Raw genomic sequence first — 22759 nt, forward strand, 5'->3', positions numbered from 1 at the left:
GTGGTGCAACGGCGACAACGATCCGGGTCAGGAGGACGGCCATGCAGATCGCGATCGTGCTATACCCCGGCCTCACCGCGCTGGACGCCATCGGGCCGTACGAGGTGCTGCGGTTCCTGCCCGAGGCCGAGGTCCGGTTCGTCGGTGCGGAGCCCGGACCGGTGGTCGCCGACAGCGGCGTGCTCTTCCTCGGCGTCACGCACGACTACGCCGAGACGCCGCGGCCGGACATCGTGCTGGTGCCCGGCTCCGGCCCCCGGACCGCCACGGCGATGGCCGACCGGCAGCTCACCGGCTGGCTCCGGCAGGTGCACGAGACGACAGCGTGGACCACGTCGGTCTGCTCCGGGGCGCTGATCCTCGGCGCCGCCGGCATTCTCGACGGGCAGCCCGCGACGACCCACTGGAACGTACAACGGGGGTTGGCCGCCGTGGGCGCCAGACCGCAGCCGGGCAAGCGGATCGTGCGGTCCGGCAAGATCGTCACGGCGGCCGGGGTCTCGGCCGGCATCGACCTGGGCCTGTGGCTGGCTGGGGAGATCGCCGGCCGGGAGCACGCCGAGACCATCCAGCTCTACATCGAGTACGACCCCAGGCCGCCGTTCGCCGCCGGCCACCCGGAACAGGCGAGCAAGGCGGTGCTGGACCGGGCCACCCGACTCGGCCGGAAGATCGCCGTCAACCGGACCGAGGCGCGCGCCATCGCGACGATCGCCTGGCGCCGCACCATCGCCGCTTTCCGTGGACGGGCCGCTACGGGGCGCTGAGTCCTCGGCGTCGGGTGCGACGCGGAAGAGGGCGCCGACCTGGGGAAACGACGACTATGCCAAGATCGGTTCGGTGGGTGGGTGGGCGTTGCTCGTGCAGTCCGGGCTGGTGCTGGCGGGCTACTCGGCGGTGCGTCCGATGGCCAGTTACCGGGCCATCGAGCTGCAGGCCGACAACACCGCCATCGGGCTGCTCGCGGCGAGCTTCTCGGTGCTGCCGTTGCTGCTCGCCTACACCGTCGGCCGGCGCGCGGACCGGTTCGGTCCGGCCCGGCTGATCGTCGCCGGCACCGTCATCTTCGCGGTCGCGGGGGTGCTCGCCGCCCTCGCCGGCAACCTGCCGGTCCTGCTGGCGGCGAGCGCGCTGTTGGGGCTCGGGCACCTGGTCTGCATCGTCGGCCAGCAGTCCGCGGTCGCGGTCGGCCGGACCGGGGACCTGGACCGCGGCTTCGGCCTGCTCACCTCGGCCGGTGCCGTCGGCCAGATCGTCGGCCCGGTGCTGGCCGGCGTCGGTGCCAGCGCCGCCGGCGGCTGGTCGCCGGCCTCGGTCGGCCTGGCGATCGGAACCCTGCTCTGCGTCTCGTCGATCGCCTGCCTACCGCCGCTGCTGCGGACGGTACCCCGCCCCGACGGCCGGATCCGGCCGCCGCGGTCCAACCGGCAGGTGGCCACCGGCATGTTCGGCATCCAGGGCATGACCGCCACCCTGGTCGCCGGTGGGGTCGCGCTCGCGGCCCTGGACCTGCTCTACACGTTCCTCCCCGCCTGGGCGGACGAGCGGGGCGTCTCGGTGGTGGCGGTGGGGTGGCTGCTCGCGGCGCGGGGCACGGTCACCCTGCTGGTCCGGCTCTTCGTCGACCGGGTGGTACGCCGTACCGGCCGCCGGATCGCGATGATGCTCGCCCTCGGCTGCGCCGGCGCCGGGCTGGTCCTGCTGCCGGTGGTGGGTCTGTGGGGAGCCCTGATCAGCATGGTGCTGTTCGGGCTCGGACTCGGGGCGTCGCAGCCGTTGACCATGTCGTGGGTGGCCGACGCGGCCCGACCCGGCACCCAGGGTGCGGCGATGGGGCTGCGGCTGACCGCCAACCGGTTGGCGCAGACCGCGTTGCCCGTCGCGGTCGGGGTCTTCTCCACCGGCGCCGCCGGGGTGTTCTGGGCGGTGGCGGCGCTGCTGGCCCTCTCCACCGGGGTGCTGACCCGGCTCCCACCGGACCGGCCCCCGGCCACCGGGGACCACGACGTCGGCGGCTGACCGGCCTGCTCACCGACAGTTCGGGCCGCGGTAGTTGTCAGTCCAGGTCGCGGTAGTTCTCAGTCCAGGTCGCGGTAGTAGTAGTACATCGGCTCCGGGGCGTCCGGCTCGAAGTTGGTGAAGCCGTGCGCCTCGTAGAAGCGGCGGGCGTCGGTGTCCTCGCCGTCGACGTTGATCTCCAACGAGCCGGCGCCGCGGCGGCGCGCCAGCTCGCAGGCGGCCTCCAGCAGGGCGTGTCCGTACCGCCGGCCGCGCAGGTCGGGGCGGACGTAGAGCTCGTCGAGGGTGGCGACCGGGCCGGCGTACCACAGGCTCGGTCGGAACGAGAGCACCGCGACCCCGACCGCCGGTTCGCCGCCGAGCAGCACCACGAAGTGTTCGCCGGTCAGCAACTGCCGCAACCGGCTCGCGAGCACCCGCGGACCCGGCGTCGGGGTGTCGAACTCACGGTTGAAGGCGTCCAGCATCTCGGCCACCAGGTCGGCGTCGGCCACCGTGGCCGCCCGGACCGGGCGCTCGACCGGCGGCTGCGTCGTCACCTGGCGCAGCCTCCCCGATCCGCCGAACGCCCGCAACGCATTATCCAGGTACGCCGGGCTGCGCCAGACTGGTCGGCATGCCATACGACGTGAGCGCGGTCCGCGCCGCCTACCCCGCCCTCGCCGACGGATACGCCTACCTCGACGGTGCCGCCGGCACCCAGGTCCCGGAGACGGTGATCGAGGCGATCGCCGGCGCGTACCGGCGGGGGATCGGCAACGTGGGCGGGACCTTCCCGGCCAGCCACCGCTCCGACGGGATCGTCGCCGAGTGCCGGGCCGCGGTCGCCGACCTGGCGGGTGGGCATCCCGACGGGGTGATCCTCGGGCCGAACATGACCACCCTGACCTACCGGCTGGCGTACGCGCTGTCGCGGGGGTGGCGGGCCGGCGACGAGGTGGTGCTCTCCCGGCTCGACCACGACGCGAACGTGCGGCCGTGGGTGCAGGTCGCCGAGCGGACCGGCGCAGGCGTGCGCTGGGCCGAGGTCGATCTGGCAACCGGTGAGCTGGGCGTGGCGCAGTACGACACCCTGATCGGCCCGCGGACCCGGCTGGTGGCGGTGACGGCGGCCAGCAACGTGCTCGGCACCCGGCCGGACGTGCCGGCGATCACCGCCCGGGCCCGGGCGGCCGGGGCGGTCAGCTACGTCGACGGGGTGCACGCCAGCGCGCACGGCCCCACCGACGCGGCGGCGCTCGGCGCGGACTTCTACGCCACCAGCGCGTACAAGTGGTCCGGGCCGCACGTCGGCGCGGTGGTCGCCGACCCGGACCGGCTGGCCGGGCTGCTGCCGGACAAGCTCGCCTCGGCCAGCGACGAGGTGCCGGGGCGGTTCGAGACCGGCACCTCGCCGTTCGCCGACTTCGCCGGGGTGGTGGCGGCCGTCGACCACCTGGCCGGGCTGGACCCGACCGCCACCGGCACCCGGCGCCAGCGGCTGCTCACCTCGCTGGCCGCCGCCGAGGCGTACGAGCTGGAGCTGTTCGCGGTGCTGCTGGACGGGCTGGCGGCGATGCCGTGGGTGACCCTCTACGGCAAGCCGGCCCGGCGCACCGCGACGGCGTACTTCACGGTGGCGGGGCGGAGCCCGCGGGAGGTCTCCGGGCATCTCGCCGGGCGGCGGGTCAACGTCTGGGACGGGCACAACTACGCCTGGGAGGTCACCGCCGCGCTCGGCATCCGGTCGGCGGGCAGCGCGGTCCGGGCCGGCCTGGTCCACTACAACGACCGTGCCGACGTCGACCGCCTGCTGGCCGGCGTGGCCGAGCTGGCCGATCGATCCCCGGCTGACCGCGCCCCGGAGCACCGCGGCCGACCGGCCCCTGGGGACGCGGGGTAGATCGCCGGCCGATCCCGGGGTGCCGGCCGCCCGCTCGCGGGACGCGGGGGCGTCGGGCCGGAGATTACGCTTCGAAGCATGGGTACGTGGCGATGGCGCGGCCGGGTGGCGGACGCGGCGCTGGTGCCGGTGGTCGGCCTGGTCGCCCTCGTCGGCCTGGTGGTCCAGTCCGCCGGCATCGACCGCACCGCCGAGTGGGCGGCGCTGCTGGCCGTGCTGGTCTCGGCCGGAGCGCTCTGCTGGCGCCGCCGTCATCCGGTGGCGGTGGGCCTGCTGGCGTTGGCCGCCGTCGGTGCCTACGGCGCGCTGCTGCACCGGCCGGGCCCGATCATGCTGGTCTTCGTGGTGGCCCTCTACACCGTCGTCGACGAGGGGTACCTCGCCGTCGCGATCGGGCTCGGTCTCGCCTCGGTGGTCGCCTTCGCGGTCGCCGACAGCTACCAGCGGACCGGGATCGCCGGCAACGGGGCGACGCTGCTGCACGCCGGCTGGCTGGTCGCGGTCATCGTCGGGGTGACCCGCAACCGGCGTGCGTACCTCGCCGAGGCGCGGGCCCGGTCGCTCGCCGCGGAGCAGCGGACGGCGGAGGAGGCGCGGCGCCGCGCCACCGAGGAGCGGCTGCGCCTCGCCCGCGAGCTGCACGACGCGCTCGGCCACCATCTGTCACTTATCAACGTGCAGGCCAGCGCCGCGTTGCACCGTCCGGACCCCGACCGCTCCGAGCAGGCGCTGACCGCGATCAAACAGACCAGCAAGGAGCTGCTGCACGAGCTGCGTACCACGCTGAACGCGCTGCGGCAGGGGGACGCGGCGCCGACCGCCACGCCGCCCGGCCTGGCGCACCTCGACGAGCTGGTGACGACGGCCGGACGGTCCGGGCTGGCGATCCGCACCGAGCTGACCGAGACCCGCCCGCTGCCGCCCGAGGTCGACCTGGCGGCGTACCGGATCGTGCAGGAGGCGCTGACGAACGTGGCCCGGCACGCCGGGGCGACCACCGCGGTCGTCCGGGTCCGTCCGGACGGCGACGACGTGCTGGTCGAGATCGACGACGACGGTCCGGGCGAACCGGCCGTCACCGGCGGGTTGGACCGCGCCGGTGAACCGGACTCGCCCGGCAGTGGGATTCTCGGCATGGACGAGCGGGCCAGGGCGCTGGGCGGGTCGTTGACGACCGGGCCGGGGCCGGCCGGCGGTTTCCGGGTTCGGGCTCGGCTGCCGCTGCGGCCCGGTCCGATCCCGGCGGGAGCGTCGGCGTGATCCGGGTGCTGCTCGCCGACGACCAGACCCTGGTACGCGCCGGGTTCCGGTCCATCCTGGAGGGTGAGGACGGCATCGAGGTGGTCGGTGAGGCAGCCGAGGGCGCCGAGGCGGTGCGCCTGGCCCGGCAGCTACGGCCGGACGTGGTGCTGATGGACATCCGGATGCCCGGTCTGGACGGCCTGGCGGCCACCCGGCAGATCGCCACCGGTGCCGAGGTCCGGGTGATCATACTGACCACGTTCGACCTGGACGACTACGTCTACGGCGCCCTGCGGGCCGGCGCGAGCGGGTTCCTGGTCAAGGACACCGAGCCGGCGGAGCTGATCCACGGGGTGCGGGTGGTGGCGCGCGGCGACGCGCTGATCGCACCGTCGATCACCCGCCGGTTGATCTCCGAGTTCACCGCGCGGGTCCCGCAGCCGGACCCCGAGCCCCGGCTGCGGGCGCTCACCGAGCGGGAACGCGAGGTGCTGGCGCTGGTCGCCGCCGGCCTGTCCAACAACGAGATCGCGGCGCGGCTGGTGCTGAGCCCGGCCACCGCGAAGACGCACGTCAGCCGGATCATGACCAAGACCCGGGTCCGGGACCGCGCCCAGCTGGTGATCCTCGCGTACGAGGCCGGCCTGGCCCTGCCCGGCTGGCTCACCCGCTCCTGACGCCCGACCCGGCCGCGCCCCGAGCCGGACCGGCGGACTCAGCCGGCGCGGCGGTGGCGGGTCAGGCCCAGCCCGCCCAGTGCGACGGCGAGCAGCCCGGCAACCAGGGCCAGGTAGGCCCCGCCCCGGCCGTTGCCGGTGCCGATTCCGCTGTCGGAGGTGGCCACGACCAGGCCGGCGACGACCAGGCCGAGCAGCCCGGCGGTCACGGCCAGGGTGGCTCCCCGGCGCCCGCCGAAGCGACCGGCCGGGCGGGCCAGCGCCAGCCCGCCGACCACCAGGCCGGCCAGTCCCAGTACGGCGGCGATGCTGGCGCCGAGTCGCCCGGCGCTCATGGTGGTGACACTGGCTGCGGCGAGCAGGTGCTGGGTGTGCATCGGGAGTTCCCCTCGTCGACCGGACGGCTACCTGCGGCAGCGTAGGTACCGACGGGGTCACCGGTCGTCATGCCGCAGTTGCCGGTCGGCCTACCACCCGGGTCGCGTCCGACCGCTTCGGCGTACCACCGGGGTTGTGTTTCCCGGGGTCGTCACCCGCGGCCGGCGGGCTCGAAGAGCTCGACCAGGTTGCCGGCGGGGTCGGCGAGGAGGATCTGCCGGCCACCCGGGCCGGCGACCACCTCGCTGCGCAACGGCAGTCCGGCCGCGGTCAGCCGGCGGATCTCGGCGTCCAGATCGTCCACCACCAGGTGTACGCGGTTGTGCCCGGCGCCGGCGGTCTCCGGTGGCGTGGCCCGGGCGCCGGAACTGGCCGGTCCGGACAGCAGCAGCCGCAGCGGCCCGCGCACCACGTCGGCGAAGGCGGGCGCGGCGCTGGAGTGCAGGCTGAAGCCGAGGTGTCCGGTGTAGAAGTCGATCGCCGTCTGCACGTCGTCGACGAGGTAGCGCACGCTGGCGTACCGGTCGGGGGTTGTCATGGTCTGACCTCCTGGTGAGCGTCGGTGTCGAGAGTCGGCATCAGGTGGCGCAGCCGGGTGTCGATGTCGGCGGCGGTGCGCTGGAAGGCGGGGTAGCTGGCCTGGTCGGTGGCGCCGGCCGGGACCGGGTCCGGGATGCTCCAATGTGTCCGGCTGGGCGGCCCAGCCAGGTGGCGGCACGCCTCGCGGGCCCTGTCGCAGAGGGTGACCAGGTGGTCGAAGCGCCGGTCCGCGAGGCTCTCCAGCTGTCGGGGACGGGATTCGACGGTGGCGATGCCGTAGCGCTCGCGGAGCACCCGTACGACGTTGGGGTGGATCCGTTGCCTGGGTTGGGTGCCGGCGCTGGCGACCTCGACGCGCCCGCCGGCCCGGTGCCGCAACAGGGCCGCCGCGATGGGCGAGCGGGCGCTGTTGCCGGTGCAGACGAAGAGCACGGCGGCCCGGGGCCGGCCGCTCGGCGGCACCGGCGCCGCCGGGCTGGCCGGACGCGGCGTCGGGTGCAGGGCCGGGTGCAGGGCGGTCCCGGCGTCGGTCAGCGCGGTCGCGCAGCGGTCCAGGTCCAGGTGGTAGTAGCTGTCCCGGCCGTCGAAGCTGCTGCGGGTGGCGGTGACGAGGCCGCCGTCGCGCAGCAGCCGCAGGTGGTACGAGACCAGATTCTGCGGCTGGCCGACCAGTGCCACCAGCTCCCGGACCCGCAGGTCGCTGCGGGCCAGCTCGGTCAGCAGGGCCCAGCGCAGCGGGTGGGCGGCCAACTGGACGAAGGGTGGTGCGGCGGCTTGACCGGTCGGAGCCATGCCCCGAGAATACATCAAATGAGCTTGATGGATCGTCCGGATCGGTTGGCGCGCCGGCTCGGCACCGGCGACGCGGTGGTCATCGGGCTGGGCTCCATGATCGGGGCCGGGGTGTTCGCCGCGTTCGCGCCGGCCGCCGCCGCGGCGGGCACCGGCCTGCTGGTCGGCCTGCTGATTGCGGCCGTGATCGCGTACTGCAACGCCGCCGCGTCGGCGCAACTCGCGGCGGCCTACCCCACCTCGGGGGGCACCTACATCTACGGTCGGGCACGGCTCGGCGACTGGTGGGGGTTCCTGGCCGGCTGGGGCTTCGTGGTCGGCAAGACCGCCTCCTGCGCGGCCATGGCGTTGACCTTCGCGTCGTACGCGGTGCCCGGCCCGTGGTGGGCGCAGCGGGCGGTGGCCGTGCTGGGCGTGGTGGGCCTGGCCGCGCTGAACTACCGAGGCGTCACCCGGACCGTGCGGCTGACCCGGGTGCTGGTCGCGTCGAGCCTGACCGCCCTGGCCGTGGTGGTGGCCGGCATCGCCGTCGGCGGCGGCGCCGACACCGCGAACCTGGGCGACTGGTCCGACCTGGGCGCCGGTGGCGCGTACGGCATCCTGCAGGCGGCGGGTCTGCTCTTCTTCGCCTTCGCCGGCTACGCGCGGGTGGCCACCATGGGCGAGGAGGTACGCGACCCGCGCCGCACCATTCCGCGCGCCATCCCGATCGCCCTGTTCGTCACCGTCGCCGTCTACCTGGTGGTGGGGGTGGCGGCGCTGCTCGGCGCCGGCCCGGCCCGGCTGGCCGCCGCGGCGGCGCCGCTGACCACCGCGGTCGAGGTGGCCGGCGCCGGCGCGCTGGCGCCGGTGGTGCGGGTCGGCGCCGCCCTGGCGGCGCTCGGCGCGCTGCTGGCGCTGATCGCCGGCATCGGCCGGACCGGGTTGGCGATGGCCCGCCACCGCGACCTGCCCGGCTGGCTGGCCGCCGTGCACCCCGAACACCGGGTGCCGCACCGGGCCGAGGTCGCCCTCGCGGTCGTGGTCGGCGTGCTGGTGGCCACCGTCGACCTGCGGGAGGCGATCGGCTTCTCGTCGTTCGGGGTGCTCGTCTACTACGCCGTCGCCAACGTCGCCGCGATCACCCAGCCGGCTTCGGACCGGCGCTGGCCACGCCCGCTCAACGCGCTGGGCGCCGCCGGCTGCCTGCTGCTGGTCGCCACCCTGCCCTGGCAGTCGGTGCTCGCGGGGGTGGCCATGTTCGCGGTGGGCATCGCCGGCCGCGCGGTCGGCCTGATCCGGCCGGGCCGGCGTCGGTCCGTACCCGGGTCCTAGGTTTTTGCACTGGGAGTGCACTTGTCATCGGTCGAGCGGCTGTCTAGCGTCGCAGCATGCCTGCTTCGTGGACTTTCGCGGTCGCCCGCAACGACCTGACCCGCACCAGCCTGGTCGAGCACCCCGTCGCGGAGCCGGCCGGCGGCGAGGCGCTGCTGCGGGTCGACCGGGTCGGGCTGACCGCCAACAACATCACCTACGCGGTGCTCGGCGACGCCATGCGGTACTGGGAGTTCTTCCCGCCCGGACCCCGGGAGCTGGGACCGCAGTGGGGACTGCCGCCGCTGTGGGGGTTCGCCGAGGTGGTCGCCTCCACGGTGGCCGGCGTGCCGGCCGGACAGCGGCTCTACGGCTACCTGCCACCCGCCGGGCACCTCGTCGTCCGGCCCGAACGGGTCGACGCGACCGGTTTCCGCGACGCGAGCGGGCACCGCGCCGAGCTGCCGGCGCCGTACAACAGCTACCTGGCCACCACCGGCGACCCCGCCTACCGGGCGGACCAGGAGGACCTGCTGGTCCTGCTCCGGCCGCTCTTTCTCACCTCCTTCATGCTCGCCGACCAGCTCATCGACCGGAAATTCCACGGGGCGGCGGCGGTCGTGGTCTCGTCGGCCTCCAGCAAGACCGGGTACGCGGCCGCGGCCGAACTGCACGGTCAGGGTCCCCGGCTGATCGGGCTCACCTCGCCGGGCAACGTCGACTTCACCCGGTCGCTCGGCTGCTACCACGAGGTCCTGCCGTACGACGACCTCGGCGCCCTCGACCCGGTGCCGACGCTCTACCTCGACCTGGCCGGCGCGTCCGCGACCCGGGCCGCGCTGCGCCGCCAGCTCGGCGACCGGCTGGTCCGCGACATCGCGGTCGGACTCACCAACCAGAGGCTGGACGCCGGGGCGGACGAGACGTTCTTCGCGCCGACGCAGCTGGGCAAGCGCCGCCAGGACTGGGGCCGCGACGAACTGGACCGGCGGCTCGCCGCGGGCTGGCGGCGCTTCGCCGACCGGGCGGCCGGCTGGCTCGACGTGCGCATCGACACCGGACCCGACGGCCTGCGCGCCGCCTGGGCAGACGTGCTGGCCGGCCGCGTCCCGCCTCGGGAGGGTCGCGTCGTCCAGCTCTGATTCGCTGACGGCCGGTCGCTGGGGGCGGGGCGGATCTTACAAGATCAGACCGCCGGCGGAGATCGACTGAACGTCGGTTCATCCCACTCGAACGGTGGTACGGACTTCAACCGTCGTGCGTCTGGAAAGATCCGATCCGTCAATCTGCGGGCTGGGGGTGAAGATGAATCTGGAATCGGCCTCACGCGCCATGGTACGAATGCGCACTGAAGTGGGCGTGCTCGCCCACTCCATCATCGTACGCATCACAGTCCGTCAGCTCCGACAATTGGCGCCGCTAAAGCTAGGGGGCGAAGTCGCTCGTGACACGGGCCGTAGGGGCAGGCGCGGTGCGCATCCACGCAGACGCGCGTCGGGGATGGCGGTTGGGCGGCAGCATCGTCCGACTGATCCGGTTGCTGGTCGCCGTACCGCTGATCGCGGTCATGGGCTTCGCGGGCCTGGCGCTGCAGGGATCGGTGCAGGAGGTGATCAACGCCGGCACCGTGCACGACCTGGTCAGGCTCTCGGCCCAGGCCGGCAACCTGGCTCGCGCTCTGCAGTCCGAACGGGTGCTCGCCGCGGTCGAGCTCACCAACGAGGAACAGGTCGCCAGCTCGACCTTTGACGGGCAGGTGGGGCGTACCGACATCGCGGTCGCCCAGTTCCAACAGGGCCGCGCGGACGTCACGGACGCCAGCCCCAGCCTGCAACGGGTCGACGCCGGCCTGAGCGCGCTGACCACCGTACGCGAGCAGGTGCGCTCCAGCCCGCGTGCGTCACTCTCCGCGATCGCCTTCAGCTACCGGATCCTCATCGCCGACCTGCTCGCCTTCCGGGCGTCCGTGGTCGCCGACACCCCGGCCCGGATCGCCGACGAGGTCCGCGCCGCGGTGGCGGTGTCCGAGGTGGGCGAGGCGATCGGCCAGCTCCAGGTGAGCGTGCTGCGCAGCCTCGCCGGTGGCGCGCTGACCCCGGCCGGACAGCAGGAGAGCGCCGCCGCCCAGGCCCGCATCAATGAGGCCAGCACCACCTTCCTGGGGCTGGCCGAGCCGGAGTGGGTGGCGCGCTGGGAGCAGATCGGCACCGATCCCGAGGTGGTCGCCGCGCAGCGCCTGCAGGACGAGGTGGGGCGTACGCTGCCGGGCGCCCGGTACGACGTCGAGCCGGACCAGTGGGTCGAGGCCACCGACGGGTGGATCAGCAAGCTGTTCGAGATCCAGGGCGGGGTGGACGCGTCGGTCGCCGACGCGGTCACCGACGAGCGCGAACAACGGATCTACACGGCGGTCTCGCAGGGCGCCGGGATGCTTCTGGTCCTGATCCTGACCGGTGTGCTCACCGCCGTGGTGGCCCGCCGGATCACCCGGCGGCTGCGATCCCTGCGCCGGACCGTGACGAAGGTGGCGTACGACCGGCTGCCGGCCGTGGTCCGGGAGCTCGACGCCGCCCCACCCGGCAGCGTGCGACCCGACGAGGTGGCCGACCGTTCGGTGTCGGAGTTCCGGATCAGCGGCACCGACGAGATCGCCGAGGTGGCGACCGCGACCCGGGCGCTGCACCGGGAGGCGGTTCGGATCGCCGGTGAACAGGCCGTGATGCGGGCCAACGTCGCGGAGATCTTCGTGCACCTGTCCCGCCGCGAGCAGCGACTGGTGGACGCCATGCTGGTCCTGGTCGACCAGGTGGAACGCGACGAGGCCGACCCGGAGCGGCTGCACCAGCTCTACCAACTGGACCACCTCGCGACCCGGATGGCGCGGATCAACCAGAGCCTGCTGGTGCTGGGCGGCTCCGGGATCTCCCGGGTACGCCAGGACACGGTCCCACTGGACCACGTGATCCAGGCCGCGCTCTCCCAGATCGAGCACTACACCCGGGTCCGGACGGGCTCCGTCGACAAGGAGCTGCACGTCGCCGGCACCGCGGTCGACGAGATCGTGCACCTGCTCGCCGAGCTGCTGGACAACGCGACCGCGTACTCGTCGCCGGAGACCGAGGTGCTGGTCACCGGGCACGCGCTCTCCGACCGGGCGATCGTGCAGGTGGTGGACCAGGGCGTCGGCCTCTCCGAACAACGGTGCCAGCAGCTCAACGTCCGACTCGCCAGCCCCGGCTCGGTCGACGTCTCCGGCGTCCGGGCGATGGGCCTCACCGTGGTCGCCCGGCTCGCCGCCCGACAGGGCGTACGGGTGGAGCTGCGTCCCGGCCCGGAACGCGGCACGGTGGCCGAGATCGTGATGCCGGCGTCGGTCGTGGTGCGGCGGCCGTTCCAGCGTCCGGAGCCGGTGGAGGCGGTGACGGGTACGGTCCGACCGTCCGTCGTCCAGGGCCGGTCGGTCACCGCGTCCCCGCCTCCCCCGTACAGCCAGGGCGGGCTGCCCGCCCCGGCGGCGGTGGCCGGGTCGGGCTCCCCGGCCGGCCGGGCGGCTCCCGCGTCGCCGGTCTCCCCGTTCACGCCGGCGCCCGCCGCGCCCGCGCCGTTGTTCCAGCCGGTCGCCGGGACCCTGCCGCAGCGACCGAACGCGGCCGCGCTGCCCGGCGCCGGCACCCAGGCGTCCAACGGGGGACAGGCGACCACGGAGGTACCGACCGGGACGCAGCGGTCGGACGGTGCGCAGCAGTTCGACGGTGCGCAGCAGTTCGACGGTGCGCAGCAGTTCGACGGTGCGCAGCAGTTCGACGGTGCGCAGCAGTTCGACGGTGCGCAGCAGTTCGACGGTGCGCAGCAGTTCGACGGTGCGCAGCAGTCGACGGTCGCGCAGCCGTCGGGTGGGCGTTCGGTGAACGGCTGGTTCAAGACCGCCCAGGACGGCGATTCGGTGACCGTCACCTGGCCGGTCGACGCGGGTGAGCGGTGGGCGACCGCCCCCACGGTCGCGGTGCCCACGCAGGTCGGGCTGCCGCGGCGGGTGCCTCAGCACCACCTGGTTCCGGACGCGCCCCAACCCGCCGCCGAGGCGCCTCGCAAACTCGACCCGTCCACGGTGGCCGCGGCGATGTCGGCCTACGCCAAGGGCGTCGCCTCCCACCGCGTCCCCGCCGCCAACCAGCCCTGACCCCTCCCCCCCGATGTGTCCCCTGGAGCGCCCGTGACGAGCCCGAACAACCTGAGCTGGCTGTTGCAGAACTTTGTCAACAGCATCCCGGAGGTCAGCCACGCCCTCGCCGTCTCGACCGACGGGCTGGTCCTGGCGCACAACCACGGCCTGCCCCGGGACCGCGCGGATCAACTCGCCGCCACCGGCAGCGGCCTGATCTCCCTGCTGATGGGGGCGGCCCGGTTCTTCCAGGCCGGCTCGGTGATCTCCAACGTGACCCAGCTGGACGGCGGGTTCATGTTCCTGATGGCGTTCAGCGAGGGGGCGTCGCTGCTCGTGCTCGCCTCCCCCGCCTGCGACGTCGGCCAGGTCTCCTACGAGATGACCGACCTGGCGAACCGGATGGGAGAGGCGCTCACGCCGGCGGTCCGCTCCGAGTTGCTGCGGACGCTGTGATGGCCAGCCGACCGGCTCTTCGACTGCCCACCGTCCGGCCCGGCGGCCCGGCCGCCCGGCGCCTGCTCGCGGCCGTCCTCAGCGGTGTGCTGGTGCTGGCCGTGGCCGCCTGCGGCGGCGACGCGGAGGACCCGCGGCGGACCATCCGGATCGGGATGATCGCCAACATCGCCGGCCCGTTCGAGGCGCCCGGCTCGGAGCTGCGCGACGGTTTCCAGCTCTACCTGGACATGCGGGGCAGCCAGTTGGGCGGTCACCCGGCGGAGCTGATCGTCGGCGACGAGGGGTACGAACGCGGCGTCGCGGTCGAGTCCGCCAGGGCGCTCCTGGACGAGCAGCGGGTCTCCGCGATCACCGGCATCATCAACGGCGGCAACGTCACCGCCATCCAACCGCTGCTCAACGAGCGCAAGGTGCCGCTCGTCGGTGCGCTGGGCCGGCCGGCGCTGGAAGAGGTCAACTACATCTGGAACACCAACCTGCTCTCGGTCGAACCGGGCGTGGCGATGGCGCCGTTCGTGAAGCAGCAGGTCAAGGACGGCAAGGTGTACGCCATCGGGCCGGACTTCCAGGGTGGCCGGGACGAGCTGCGCGGCTTCGTCGACACCTTCACGGCGCTCGGCGGCGAGCTGGCCAACCCGGACGGCGAGGCCGTCTTCAGCCCGTTCCCGGTCAACGAGGACTTCGGGCCGTACCTGGAGGAGATCGCCGAGTCCGGCGCCGACGCCATCTACTGCTTCTTCGACGCCCAGAACGCGATCTACTTCGTCCAGCAGTACGCCGAGTCGGAGGTGGCCGACCTGCCGCTCTACGCGGCCGGCTTCGTGACCGAACCGGCGAGCCTGGTCGAGCAGGGCGAGGCGGCGGAGGGGATCTACAACGGCCTGAACTACTCGCCCGACCTGGACAACGCGGAGAACCGGGAGTTCGTCGCCGCCTGGAACGCGGCGTACCCGGGCCGGGTGCCCACCTCGATCGTGATGGCCTCCTACGACGCGGCGGCCGTGCTGGACCGGGCGATCGCGGCGGCCGGCACCAACCCGACTCCCGACCAGATCAACGACGCCATCGGCGCGCTCGGGCAACTCACCAGCCCGCGCGGTCCGTGGCAGTTCGCGAAGACCACCCACGCGCCGATCCAGAAGTGGTACCTGCGCCAGGTCCGCCGCGACGGCCGGGCACTGAGCAACGTCGTCGTGTCGGAGCTGGCCACCCTGGGCGGCTGAGACCTGTCGGTCACCAGCGCCAGCGCCAGAAGCGGTACTCGTACCGCACCAGCAGGGTGCCGGCGGAGGTGCTGCCGGTGATCACGAAGTGGGGGGCGGTCGATCCCGGTTCGGGCATCGAGGGCACCTTCGTCGTCGCCGTACCGGCGGTCGTGGTGACGCGGTCGATGTTGGCGGTGGCGCCGGGCGGCAGCACGATCGTCGTCGACCCGGCCTGCGCGGCCAGCTCGATCTCGACCACCCGGTGGCTGATCACGGCATGTCGGAAATCGAGCTTGACCGAGCCGGCCCGGCTCCGGACCACCAGCCGCGCAGGGACCGCCCAGCGGCCGCTGCGCGCAAGGGTGCCGGCGCTGCTGCGCAACTCGACCACGTCTTCGGTCGCGGCCGCGACGTCTGCCGGCGGCAGGTCGGCGACGTAGGGCTCCACCTCGCCGTAGGTGCGGGCCCGCAGCACCCCGTCGGTGCGCTCCTCGAATTCGGGCAGCGTCAGCCGGCCCTCGGCGACGGCGCTGCTCAGCCGGGCCAGCACCTGCTCCCGGTCGGCATCCGACATCCGCAGGTTCCGCCGCGACGGCACCAGATCGCCATTCACCCGACCGACTCTACGGCCCGACCGGCGTGCGCAGAAGGCCGGACGCCCACCCGGCGAGGCCGGTGCAGTACGCCAGGGTGGCGTCGTCGGCGGCCACCTTCCGGTCGGCCTCCGCCTGCCGGACGCGGTGAATGATCTCGTCCGGTCCGGCCGACCGGACGGCGGTCAGGACCTCCGGCCAGTCGGCGAGACCGAACCGGTCGACGATCCGGCTGGCCCCGTTGCTGAGCAGCAGGGCACCGGCGAGCTCGGCGACGGGTCGCCTGCCGACGATCGCCTCGGCCGCCGCCCGCGGGTCCTGCTGCGCCACCCAGTAACCGCCCGGCCGGTTGCGGTTGGCCCGCATCGCGTCGCGGCCGTCCCGGAGGATCCGCTGGTATTCGACGCTGCCCTCGACCGCGGCGTCCAGCGCGGCCTGGTACGGCTCGGCGATGCGCACCTCGCGCGGGTCGGTGACGACGACCGGCGCGCCGGCCCGGTCGAGCACGAGCACCGCGTCACCGAAGACCAGGTACTCGGCCTGGCCGTCGCGCAGCCGCAGGATCGCCACGGTCGCCCACGGGCTGCGTGGATCGGCAATGTCGCAGGTGTGCCGGTGGTCGTCGGCCACCGCTTCGATCGCCTCGGCGAGCAGCGCCGGCAGGGTCCGGTCCGTGGCGGGTGCCGAGGGGTACGCCGCGCCCGGCGACAGCAGGTTGAGCAGGTGTCCGCCGAGGCGGCAGGCGTACCAGCCGACGCCGTGCCGGCAGACCGCCTCGGCGCCGACCACCCCGCCGGCGCCGTCGGTGAGCACGACCGCCGTGGGCACCGCGCCGACGAAATCCTCATTGGTACGGCCGGGTCGGCCCGCCGCGTCGGTCGCCATCGTCACCCGCACCGGTCAGGACCTCGCCGGTGTCAGGTGGGCGCGTTCGCCCTGCGCGCCGAAGAGGACAAGTGCCTCCGCGGGCTGGCTGTCGGCGCTGCCGATCCAGTGCGGTACGCCGGTGTCGAACTCCGCGGCCTCGCCGACGCCGAGCCGGAACTCCCGCTCACCGAGCACGAACCGGACCTGGCCGCCCAGGACGTAGAACCACTCGTACCCCTCGTGGGTCTGGGGTTTTCTGATCGGCGACCGGCCGGCCGGCGGATAGATCACCTTGTACGCCTGGACGCCGCCGGCCCGCCTGGTCAACGGCACCAGCACCAGTCCGGCTCGGCGGATCGGTCGCAGGTGGATGCGCGGGTCGCCGGTGGGTGGCGCCGCCACAAGATCATCAAGGGGTACGCCGTGCGCCCGGGCCAGCGGCAGCAGCTGCTCCAGCGTGGGGCGGAGCCGACCGGTCTCCAGCCGGGACAGGGTGCTCGCCGTGAGCCCGGTCTCGGCGGCCAGCGTGGCCAGCGTGCCGCCGCGGGCCCGGCGCAGGGCGCGCAGCCGTGGCCCGACCCCGGCCAGGACGTCGTGCGCGAGGTTCTCCATCCCCCGATAGTGCAGATCCGCAATTTTTCTTGCAACGGGGAAACGGTGGCGGTGAGGCTCCAGGTAGCTGACCGGCGCTGGCGCGCCGGCCCGAACAAGGGAGATCCGGATGGATTCCGTGATGGGCAGAGGACGACCAGCGGGGGAGAACGCCGAACTGTTCTGGGAACGGCACTACCGCGGCCGGCCCGGCGGGGCGGCCCGGGTCAACCCGCTGCTCGCCGAGATCACCGACCCGCTGCATCCCGGCGCCGCCCTGGATCTGGGCTGCGGCGCCGGCGGCGACGCGGTCTGGCTCGCCCGGCGGGGCTGGCACGTCACCGCCGTGGACATCTCCACCACCGCCGTCGAACGGCTGCGCGAGCGCGCCCGCGAACTCGGCGTCGAGGACCTGGTCACCGCCGAGCGGCACGATCTGGCCAGCAGTTTCCCGGCCGGCCGGTTCGACCTCGTCTCCGCCCAGTATTTCCACACCCCGTTCCCGCTGCTGCGGGGCCGGATCCTGAGCGCCGCGGCGGCGGCCCTGCGACCCGGCGGCCTGCTGCTGGTCGTCGACCACGGCTCCACGGCACCCTGGTCGTGGAACCAGGATCCCGACGCCCACTACCCGACCCCGACGGAGGTGGCCGCCGAACTCGACCTCGACCCCCGGTGCTGGGCGGTCCGGCGCGCCGACATGCCGCGCCGCCGGGCCACCGGACCCGGTGGCCGGACCGCCACCGTGGTCGACAACGTCCTGCTCATCGAGCGGACCGCCAAATGACCGCCCGGCGGCGGGCGAAGGACACCGGACCGGCGTGGACCGGCACCGGCGAGAAGGAGACCCTGCGGGGGTTCCTCGACTACCTGCGCGACGCCATCGCGAACAAGCTGACCGGCGTACCGGAGCCGCAGGTCCGAACGGCCGGCGTCGCCTCGGGTACCAATTTGCTCGGGCTGGTCAAGCACCTGGCGGCGGTCGAGCGGTTCTACTTCCTGGGCGAGGACGTCGGCAACTGGCGGGCGACCATGCGGCCCACCGCCGCGGAGACCGTCGACAGTGTGCTCGCCGACTACCGCGACACCGTCGAGCGGGCGAACCAGGTCATCGACGCCTGCCCCGATCTGGCCCAGCCCGCCCCGAGACCCCCGCGCCGAGGGCCGGCGCCCTCGATGCGGTGGGTACTTGTGCACATGATCGAGGAGACCGGCCGGCACGCCGGCCACGCCGACATCCTCCGGGAGCAGATCGACGGCTCCACCGGCCGGTGAGAGCCGCTGGTAATACGGTAGGGGCATATCATCCTGCTCATGACGCAAGAGCTCTGCTCGTGAGGCAGGCGGAGGGTGACCTGGACGGCCTGGTGCGGCAACGCATCCGCGCGCTGCGGGTCGCCCGGGGACTGTCGCTGGAGGAGTTGGCGGCCCGGACCCGGTTCAGCCAGTCGTCCCTGAGCCGGATCGAGAACGGCCAGCGCCGGCTCGCCCTGGACCAGCTCGTGGTCCTCGCCCGGGCGCTGGACACGACCCTGGACCAGCTCGTCGAGACCGCCTCCGACGACGTGATCATCAATCCCACGGTCGAGGGAGCGCACGGTCAGCTGCGCTGGACCATGAAGGGTGAGCCCGGCATGAGCGTGGTCCGCCAACGGCTGACCGGGCCGCCCCCGGACAACCCCGCCCGGATGCGTGCCCACCCCGGCCAGGAATGGCTCGTCGTCCTCTCCGGCGTCGCCGTCCTCCTGCTCGGCGACCGCCGCTACCGGGTGGAGGCCAACCAGGCGGCCCAGTTTCCCACCATGCTTCCGCACGCCATCGGCACCGCCGGCAGACCCTGCGAGATCCTGGGCATCTTCGATCGCGACGCCCGCCGCGGCCACCAGCAACGCAACGGCAGGACCCGGGCCGGCGACGACACCTCCGGCGGGTAGACCGGGTTGCGCCTCGGGCAGCGCCGCGCGTCATTGTCTTGCGTAAAACGGGAGTGGCTATGCCTCTCCAGCATGGCGGTCGTAGCGTGGCCCCCATGCCCCTGAATCACTCGCACGACACGCATCCTGGCCACGGTCCCGGCCACGGCTCCGGCCACGACGGCGACCTGATCGAGATCCTGGACCTGGACGCGGTGGTCCTGGCCGAACACCTCGCGGACATCATCCGGTGGCTTCCATTCGACGCGCCACCGCGCCGGATCGTGGACCTGGGATGCGGAACGGGAGCAGGCACCTTCGCCCTCCTGGAGCGCCTGCCCGACGCTCACGTCATCGCGGTCGACTCCTCCGTCGCCCACCTGCAGCGCCTGATGAGCAAGGCCTGCGAGCGCGGCGAGGAGCATCGGGTACGCACCGTCCAGGCCGATCTCGACGGCCCGACCTGGCCCGACCTCGGCCGGCCCGACCTGGTGTGGGCATCGGCCTCGCTGCACCACCTGGCCGATCCGGAGCGCGCCCTGCGCGCGGTCGGCAGCCTGCTCGCCCCGGGCGGCCTGTTCGCGGTGCTGGAACTGGCCGGCTTCCCGCGCTTCCTGCCCGAGAACATGCCGACGGACCGCCCCGGCCTGGAAGATCGTTGCCACGCCGCGGCCGACCGGCTACACGCTGGGCGCATGTCCCACCGCGGCGCCGACTGGGGACCGCTGCTCACCGCCGCCGGCTTCACCGTCGAAGGCATCCGAACCATCGCGGTGAACGTCGAGGGGGCGGGCGATCACGCGGTCGGCGCGTACGCCCTCAACGGCCTGACGCGCATCCGGCATGGCCTCGCCGACGCCCTGGACCCCGAGGATCTCGCGGCCCTCGATCGGCTGCTGGACACCGGCGGCGACCAGAGCATCCTGCGCAGAGGTGACCTTCAGGTCCGCACCGAGCGCACCATCTGGGCCGCCCGTCGCCCCGGCTGAGCTCCGGTGGTCGCTCCGACCAAGCCGGCCCCGCTCCGGCGGCGGTGAGGGCACCCCGACATCGCTGATGAGCACGAGACCCTCACCTCCTCGGGCATCGTGCGGCGGGTCGATGCCGCGTTCGGCGGGGTGCGGGTGAGGGCCGCGTCAGGTGTGGTCGCGGCCGAAGCGACGGATCTTGGCGAACATGTCCTCGATGAGGAACCGGACGTCCACTGATTCGGTGACGCGGATCGGGTGCCCCGAGCCGGGCACGGGGTGCCCTTCCCGACCGAACCGCGGCGCGGGCACTACCCGGAACGTGCCGCCGTGGGGATACAGCATCAGCGAGACGGCGGGCGAGTCACCGAGGGAGCGGGACTCGATGGGCGCCGGGTGGTAGGTCTCGTTCCACTCGACGAGTTGGCGGATCAGGTAGTCGGCGAGCGGGCTGGTGCCGCCGATCCTCTCCTCAAGCTCGGCGTAGCTGACCGAGACCTGCGCATAGACGTTGCTGGGCACCTGCCAGAGCGTGATGCCGGAGTCGAAGACGACGTTGGCGGCGGGGATGTCGTTGCCGAGGTTGAACTCGACGCCGGGATAGGTCTCGACGCCGCCGTAGCCGACGCCGCCGATCCAGATGACCACGACGGGTCGGTGGACGATGTCCGGGTCGAGCAGGATCGCCGACGCCATGTCGGTCAGCGGCCCGAGAAAGGCGACGTAGAGCGGGTCCGCCGGCGAGGCGAGCCTGCTCTCCGCCACGATAAGCCGCGCCCCGTCGCTGTCCTCGGGAGTCTGCTCGTCGGGGATGGGGGTGGGGGCACCGTTGGCCACGGTGACCGTTTCCCGCAGGTCCATGAGGTCGAGCAGGTGGTCGATCTCCTCCCGGGACTCCGCCATGCTGCGGGTTGTGCGGCGGGTCCCGAAGTGCGCGGCGACCAGACCACGCACGTCCAGCGACGGAGACAGCAGCGCGTGCACGATCGCGTACTGGTCGTCCGCTTCGTTCTTCGCATCGGTGTCGATGATCACGCGGCGACGCCGTGTCGGCTGCATGAGTCTCCCCAACGGGTCGGATTCATCGGGCGGAGCCGAATAATCTACCGGTAACGCACGAAGCACCCGCACTTCGCCAGGTCGCGGCTGCCGAAAACTCTGACTACTCCTGCTAACGCTGAGCGTCTACTCTGTAGGCCGTCGCCACCGCGGTGTCATGGTTGACCCACACGCGACCGTCCATGATCAACGGTGGCTGTTCCCGTTCACCGTCACGACACCCAGCGCTGCTCAGCAACGTCAACATCCCCTGCTGGCGCAGCAACCGTCGAAGATGTGTCGGGCGAAATAGGACCAGGTTATCCCGCGCCGCTGTTGATGTTGTCGAGCGGCGTGGCGGGCATTCAGAGGAGCGAGGGACAACGTGGCGGGTTCTCGGACATCGTCGGTGCCGGGCAGCCGGACAGACGCCCCGGAAAGGGCTGACGCGCCTGCGGGTCGCATTCGTTCGCGCGGCCAGGTCCTTGCGGGTGTCGTCGAATGGTCTTCCCGCGTGCTGCTGGTGTTGGCGTTGGGTGTGGGGGTCTTCGGCGTCACACGTGTGTGGTGGTCAGCCGTGCCGATGTGGAAAGACGAGGCGAGCATCGCGAACAACCTCCGCCGGTCGTTCCTCCAGCTGACTGGGCATTTGACCTATGACCAGGTGGCCCCGGTTGGCTGGCTCTGGCTGGAGAAGCTCCTGCTCGAGGTTGTCGGTCCGGACGACCGGGTCCTGCGGTTCCTGCCCTATCTCGGTGCGCTGACGGTCCTGTGTCTGGGGGCGTTCATCGCGCGGCAGGCGATCGGACGCTTCGCGGCGGTTGCGGTCGTGGCCATGCTCGCGTTCGCGCCGGCCCTGCTCGTCTACGCCGGCGAGACCAAGCAGTACGCCTGGGAAGCCGGCATCGCGCTGGTACTGCTTGTGCTCGGGGCGTGGGCGCACCAGGCGATCCGGTGGCAAGGCTGGGCCTCCGCTCTTCGCTCGTGGCCAGCGGCTGCCTGGGTGACCGCGACGGGGGTCGCGGTATTCGTATCCTTCAGCGCAATTCTGGTGACGGCTGCGGTGACGATGGCGTTGCTCTGCCTGCACGCAGCAAGGAGAGCGTGGGCCGATCTCGGCTGGCAGGCCGGCCTCTCGCTGCCAGCGGGATTGACTGCGACCTTTCTCGTGTCGTGGCGACGCCGTTTCTCGTTTTATCCCGACCAGACTGACTATTTCAAAGGCGGAACCGCGCCTGAGGGTGCCGGGCTACCCGAGATCCTCGATTGGCTGCCGTTCATGTGGAGCAAGTTCGTCGCCAATCCGATGGGCTGGCGCTTGGGCGGGTTGGTCCTGCTGCTGATGGTTGCCGGGCTGGTGGCGCTCTGGTGGCGCAGACGGGTGTGGGCGGTGATGCTGCTGATGGTGTTCGTCTCCGGGGTTGGCGGAGGCGCGGTGCGGGGCTTCCCCGTGGTCAGCCGACCAGCGATCTATCTGATCGCACCGACGATCTTGCTGGTGGTCGCGGCGGTGGATGGCCTCGTGCGGGTAAGCGCAGGGTTGTTCCAGCGCGGTCGAGCGATGCCCTGGTATCACCTGCCCGCCGCGGTGGCGGCCGCACTGGCCGTGGCCGCGGGCTTAGGCGTAGGAATGATTGCTGGTCCAGGCGCGCAGACGGCAGCGAAGGAAATCGCTGACCCGCGGGGGAAGGACGCGTTGCGAGACGCGTTGCGGGATATCTCCGGGAAGGTACGACCGGGCGACGTGGTGCTCGTCTACTACTTCGGCAATCCGGTCACCAGGTGGTACAGGCCCTACCTTGATCTGGGTCCAGCCGTGCACCACGTGCGGCTGTGCCGGCCGAAGACCCCTGTCGAAAAACAGCTGGCGGTTTACGAGAAACTCGCTGGCGCCAAGCGCGTGTTCTATGTCGAAGGCCAGCTCAACGCCACCACGCGCAGAGACCATTTCGAGGTCACCCTTCGGCTGTTCGACTCGATCGGCACCGTCGTCGAGCAACACGACGGCCGAGGCGACCGGATCGGACCCAACTCCTGGGCGCTGGTCGAACTCGAACCCTTCCAACCGACACCGCGACCCATGACTGGCGATGAGCCCTGCCTGGAAATCTACTGAGCTAAGACGCCGGGGGAGTGCGCGTGC

Annotated in this window: 23 protein-coding genes; 15 read left to right on the forward strand and 8 right to left on the reverse strand. The window is 72.7% G+C overall.

Annotated elements, in window-relative coordinates; all coding sequences use genetic code 11:
* The first annotated feature begins 41 nt into the window (after positions 1 to 41).
* Both O7627_RS05405 and O7627_RS05410 read left to right on the forward strand, forming a co-directional pair.
* The gene (locus O7627_RS05405) at positions 42 to 767 is read left to right on the forward strand and encodes a DJ-1/PfpI family protein (RefSeq protein WP_278092389.1); all 726 of its coding nucleotides are present in this window, start codon (positions 42 to 44) and stop codon (positions 765 to 767) included.
* 73 nt (positions 768 to 840) lie between these two features.
* Positions 841 to 2019: an MFS transporter gene (locus O7627_RS05410; RefSeq protein WP_278092390.1), complete on the forward strand. Its 1179-nt coding sequence runs from the start codon at positions 841 to 843 to the stop codon at positions 2017 to 2019.
* Positions 2020 to 2078: 59 nt separating this feature from the next.
* Here the strand turns inward: O7627_RS05410 and O7627_RS05415 are convergent, their stop codons facing one another.
* The gene (locus O7627_RS05415) at positions 2079 to 2486 is read right to left on the reverse strand and encodes a GNAT family N-acetyltransferase (RefSeq protein ID WP_278098173.1); all 408 of its coding nucleotides are present in this window, start codon (positions 2484 to 2486) and stop codon (positions 2079 to 2081) included.
* Between the two features lie 149 nt (positions 2487 to 2635).
* Here O7627_RS05415 and O7627_RS05420 point away from each other — a divergent pair, with 149 nt between their 5' ends.
* The 3 genes from O7627_RS05420 to O7627_RS05430 all read left to right on the forward strand — a co-directional run bounded on the left by O7627_RS05420 (position 2636) and on the right by O7627_RS05430 (position 5820).
* On the forward strand, positions 2636 to 3901 hold the full coding sequence (locus O7627_RS05420; RefSeq protein ID WP_278092391.1) for a cysteine desulfurase-like protein: 1266 nt from the start codon (positions 2636 to 2638) through the stop codon (positions 3899 to 3901).
* A 78-nt stretch (positions 3902 to 3979) separates the two neighbouring features.
* On the forward strand, positions 3980 to 5161 hold the full coding sequence (locus O7627_RS05425) for a sensor histidine kinase (protein ID WP_278092392.1): 1182 nt from the start codon (positions 3980 to 3982) through the stop codon (positions 5159 to 5161).
* On the forward strand, positions 5158 to 5820 hold the full coding sequence (locus tag O7627_RS05430) for a response regulator transcription factor (RefSeq protein WP_278092393.1): 663 nt from the start codon (positions 5158 to 5160) through the stop codon (positions 5818 to 5820). The genes O7627_RS05425 and O7627_RS05430 overlap by 4 nt, the downstream gene beginning before the upstream one ends.
* A gap of 38 nt (positions 5821 to 5858) precedes the next feature.
* Here the strand turns inward: O7627_RS05430 and O7627_RS05435 are convergent, their stop codons facing one another.
* From O7627_RS05435 to O7627_RS05445, 3 genes are all read right to left on the reverse strand, one after another.
* Positions 5859 to 6197 carry a DUF6223 family protein gene (locus tag O7627_RS05435; RefSeq protein WP_278092394.1) on the reverse strand — a complete coding sequence of 113 codons (339 nt, stop codon included), beginning with the start codon at positions 6195 to 6197 and terminating at the stop codon, positions 5859 to 5861.
* A gap of 152 nt (positions 6198 to 6349) precedes the next feature.
* The gene (locus O7627_RS05440) at positions 6350 to 6736 is read right to left on the reverse strand and encodes a VOC family protein (RefSeq protein WP_278092395.1); all 387 of its coding nucleotides are present in this window, start codon (positions 6734 to 6736) and stop codon (positions 6350 to 6352) included.
* Entirely contained in the window at positions 6733 to 7530 is a 798-nt protein-coding gene (locus O7627_RS05445; RefSeq protein WP_278092396.1) for an ArsR family transcriptional regulator, read from the reverse strand. Before O7627_RS05445 ends, O7627_RS05440 begins: the two co-directional genes overlap by 4 nt.
* A 27-nt stretch (positions 7531 to 7557) precedes the next feature.
* Here O7627_RS05445 and O7627_RS05450 point away from each other — a divergent pair, with 27 nt between their 5' ends.
* The 5 genes from O7627_RS05450 (at position 7558) to O7627_RS05470 (ending at position 14667) form a co-directional block, all read left to right on the forward strand.
* Positions 7558 to 8844, forward strand: a complete 1287-nt coding sequence (locus O7627_RS05450) for an APC family permease (RefSeq protein ID WP_278092397.1) — start codon at positions 7558 to 7560, stop codon at positions 8842 to 8844.
* Between the two features lie 56 nt (positions 8845 to 8900).
* A complete protein-coding gene (locus O7627_RS05455) occupies positions 8901 to 9965 on the forward strand; it encodes a DUF2855 family protein (RefSeq protein ID WP_278092398.1) in 1065 nt (354 codons plus the stop codon).
* Between the two features lie 365 nt (positions 9966 to 10330).
* Positions 10331 to 13003 (forward strand): nitrate- and nitrite sensing domain-containing protein, encoded by a 2673-nt coding sequence (locus O7627_RS05460; RefSeq protein ID WP_278092399.1) that lies wholly within the window; start codon positions 10331 to 10333, stop codon positions 13001 to 13003.
* 33 nt (positions 13004 to 13036) lie between these two features.
* Positions 13037 to 13441, forward strand: a complete 405-nt coding sequence (locus tag O7627_RS05465) for a roadblock/LC7 domain-containing protein (RefSeq protein WP_278092400.1) — start codon at positions 13037 to 13039, stop codon at positions 13439 to 13441.
* Complete coding sequence (locus O7627_RS05470) at positions 13441 to 14667, forward strand: ABC transporter substrate-binding protein (RefSeq protein ID WP_278092401.1); 1227 nt, start codon at positions 13441 to 13443, stop codon at positions 14665 to 14667. Before O7627_RS05465 ends, O7627_RS05470 begins: the two co-directional genes overlap by 1 nt.
* A gap of 10 nt (positions 14668 to 14677) precedes the next feature.
* On the opposite strand, the gene O7627_RS05475 is transcribed toward O7627_RS05470, so the two are convergent.
* Genes O7627_RS05475 through O7627_RS05485 form a run of 3 tightly spaced genes read right to left on the reverse strand, consistent with a single transcriptional unit; the run spans position 14678 to position 16721 of the window.
* Positions 14678 to 15262, reverse strand: coding sequence for a DUF1707 domain-containing protein (locus O7627_RS05475; protein WP_278092402.1), 585 nt, complete (start codon positions 15260 to 15262; stop codon positions 14678 to 14680).
* A 10-nt stretch (positions 15263 to 15272) separates the two neighbouring features.
* Positions 15273 to 16139 carry a hypothetical protein gene (locus tag O7627_RS05480; protein ID WP_278092403.1) on the reverse strand — a complete coding sequence of 289 codons (867 nt, stop codon included), beginning with the start codon at positions 16137 to 16139 and terminating at the stop codon, positions 15273 to 15275.
* A gap of 3 nt (positions 16140 to 16142) precedes the next feature.
* Positions 16143 to 16721, reverse strand: a complete 579-nt coding sequence (locus tag O7627_RS05485; RefSeq protein WP_278092404.1) for an XRE family transcriptional regulator — start codon at positions 16719 to 16721, stop codon at positions 16143 to 16145.
* 121 nt (positions 16722 to 16842) lie between these two features.
* On the opposite strand from O7627_RS05485, the gene O7627_RS05490 reads away from it, so the two are divergent.
* The 4 genes from O7627_RS05490 (at position 16843) to O7627_RS05505 (ending at position 19599) form a co-directional block, all read left to right on the forward strand.
* Positions 16843 to 17484: a class I SAM-dependent methyltransferase gene (locus O7627_RS05490; protein WP_278092405.1), complete on the forward strand. Its 642-nt coding sequence runs from the start codon at positions 16843 to 16845 to the stop codon at positions 17482 to 17484.
* Positions 17481 to 17972 carry a DinB family protein gene (locus O7627_RS05495; RefSeq protein WP_278092406.1) on the forward strand — a complete coding sequence of 164 codons (492 nt, stop codon included), beginning with the start codon at positions 17481 to 17483 and terminating at the stop codon, positions 17970 to 17972. The genes O7627_RS05490 and O7627_RS05495 overlap by 4 nt, the downstream gene beginning before the upstream one ends.
* 59 nt (positions 17973 to 18031) lie before the next feature.
* The gene (locus O7627_RS05500) at positions 18032 to 18631 is read left to right on the forward strand and encodes an XRE family transcriptional regulator (protein ID WP_278092407.1); all 600 of its coding nucleotides are present in this window, start codon (positions 18032 to 18034) and stop codon (positions 18629 to 18631) included.
* Positions 18632 to 18726: 95 nt separating this feature from the next.
* Positions 18727 to 19599 (forward strand): class I SAM-dependent methyltransferase, encoded by an 873-nt coding sequence (locus tag O7627_RS05505; protein ID WP_278092408.1) that lies wholly within the window; start codon positions 18727 to 18729, stop codon positions 19597 to 19599.
* Positions 19600 to 19746: 147 nt separating this feature from the next.
* On the opposite strand, the gene O7627_RS05510 is transcribed toward O7627_RS05505, so the two are convergent.
* Positions 19747 to 20637 (reverse strand): nucleoside hydrolase, encoded by an 891-nt coding sequence (locus O7627_RS05510; protein WP_278092409.1) that lies wholly within the window; start codon positions 20635 to 20637, stop codon positions 19747 to 19749.
* 493 nt (positions 20638 to 21130) lie between these two features.
* Between O7627_RS05510 and O7627_RS05515 the strand changes: the two genes are divergently transcribed.
* Entirely contained in the window at positions 21131 to 22732 is a 1602-nt protein-coding gene (locus O7627_RS05515) for a hypothetical protein (RefSeq protein WP_278092410.1), read from the forward strand.
* The last annotated feature ends 27 nt before the right edge of the window (positions 22733 to 22759 follow it).

Origin of the sequence: Solwaraspora sp. WMMD1047 (assembly GCF_029626155.1) — a bacterium.
Taxonomy (GTDB): Bacteria; Actinomycetota; Actinomycetes; order Mycobacteriales; family Micromonosporaceae; genus WMMD1047.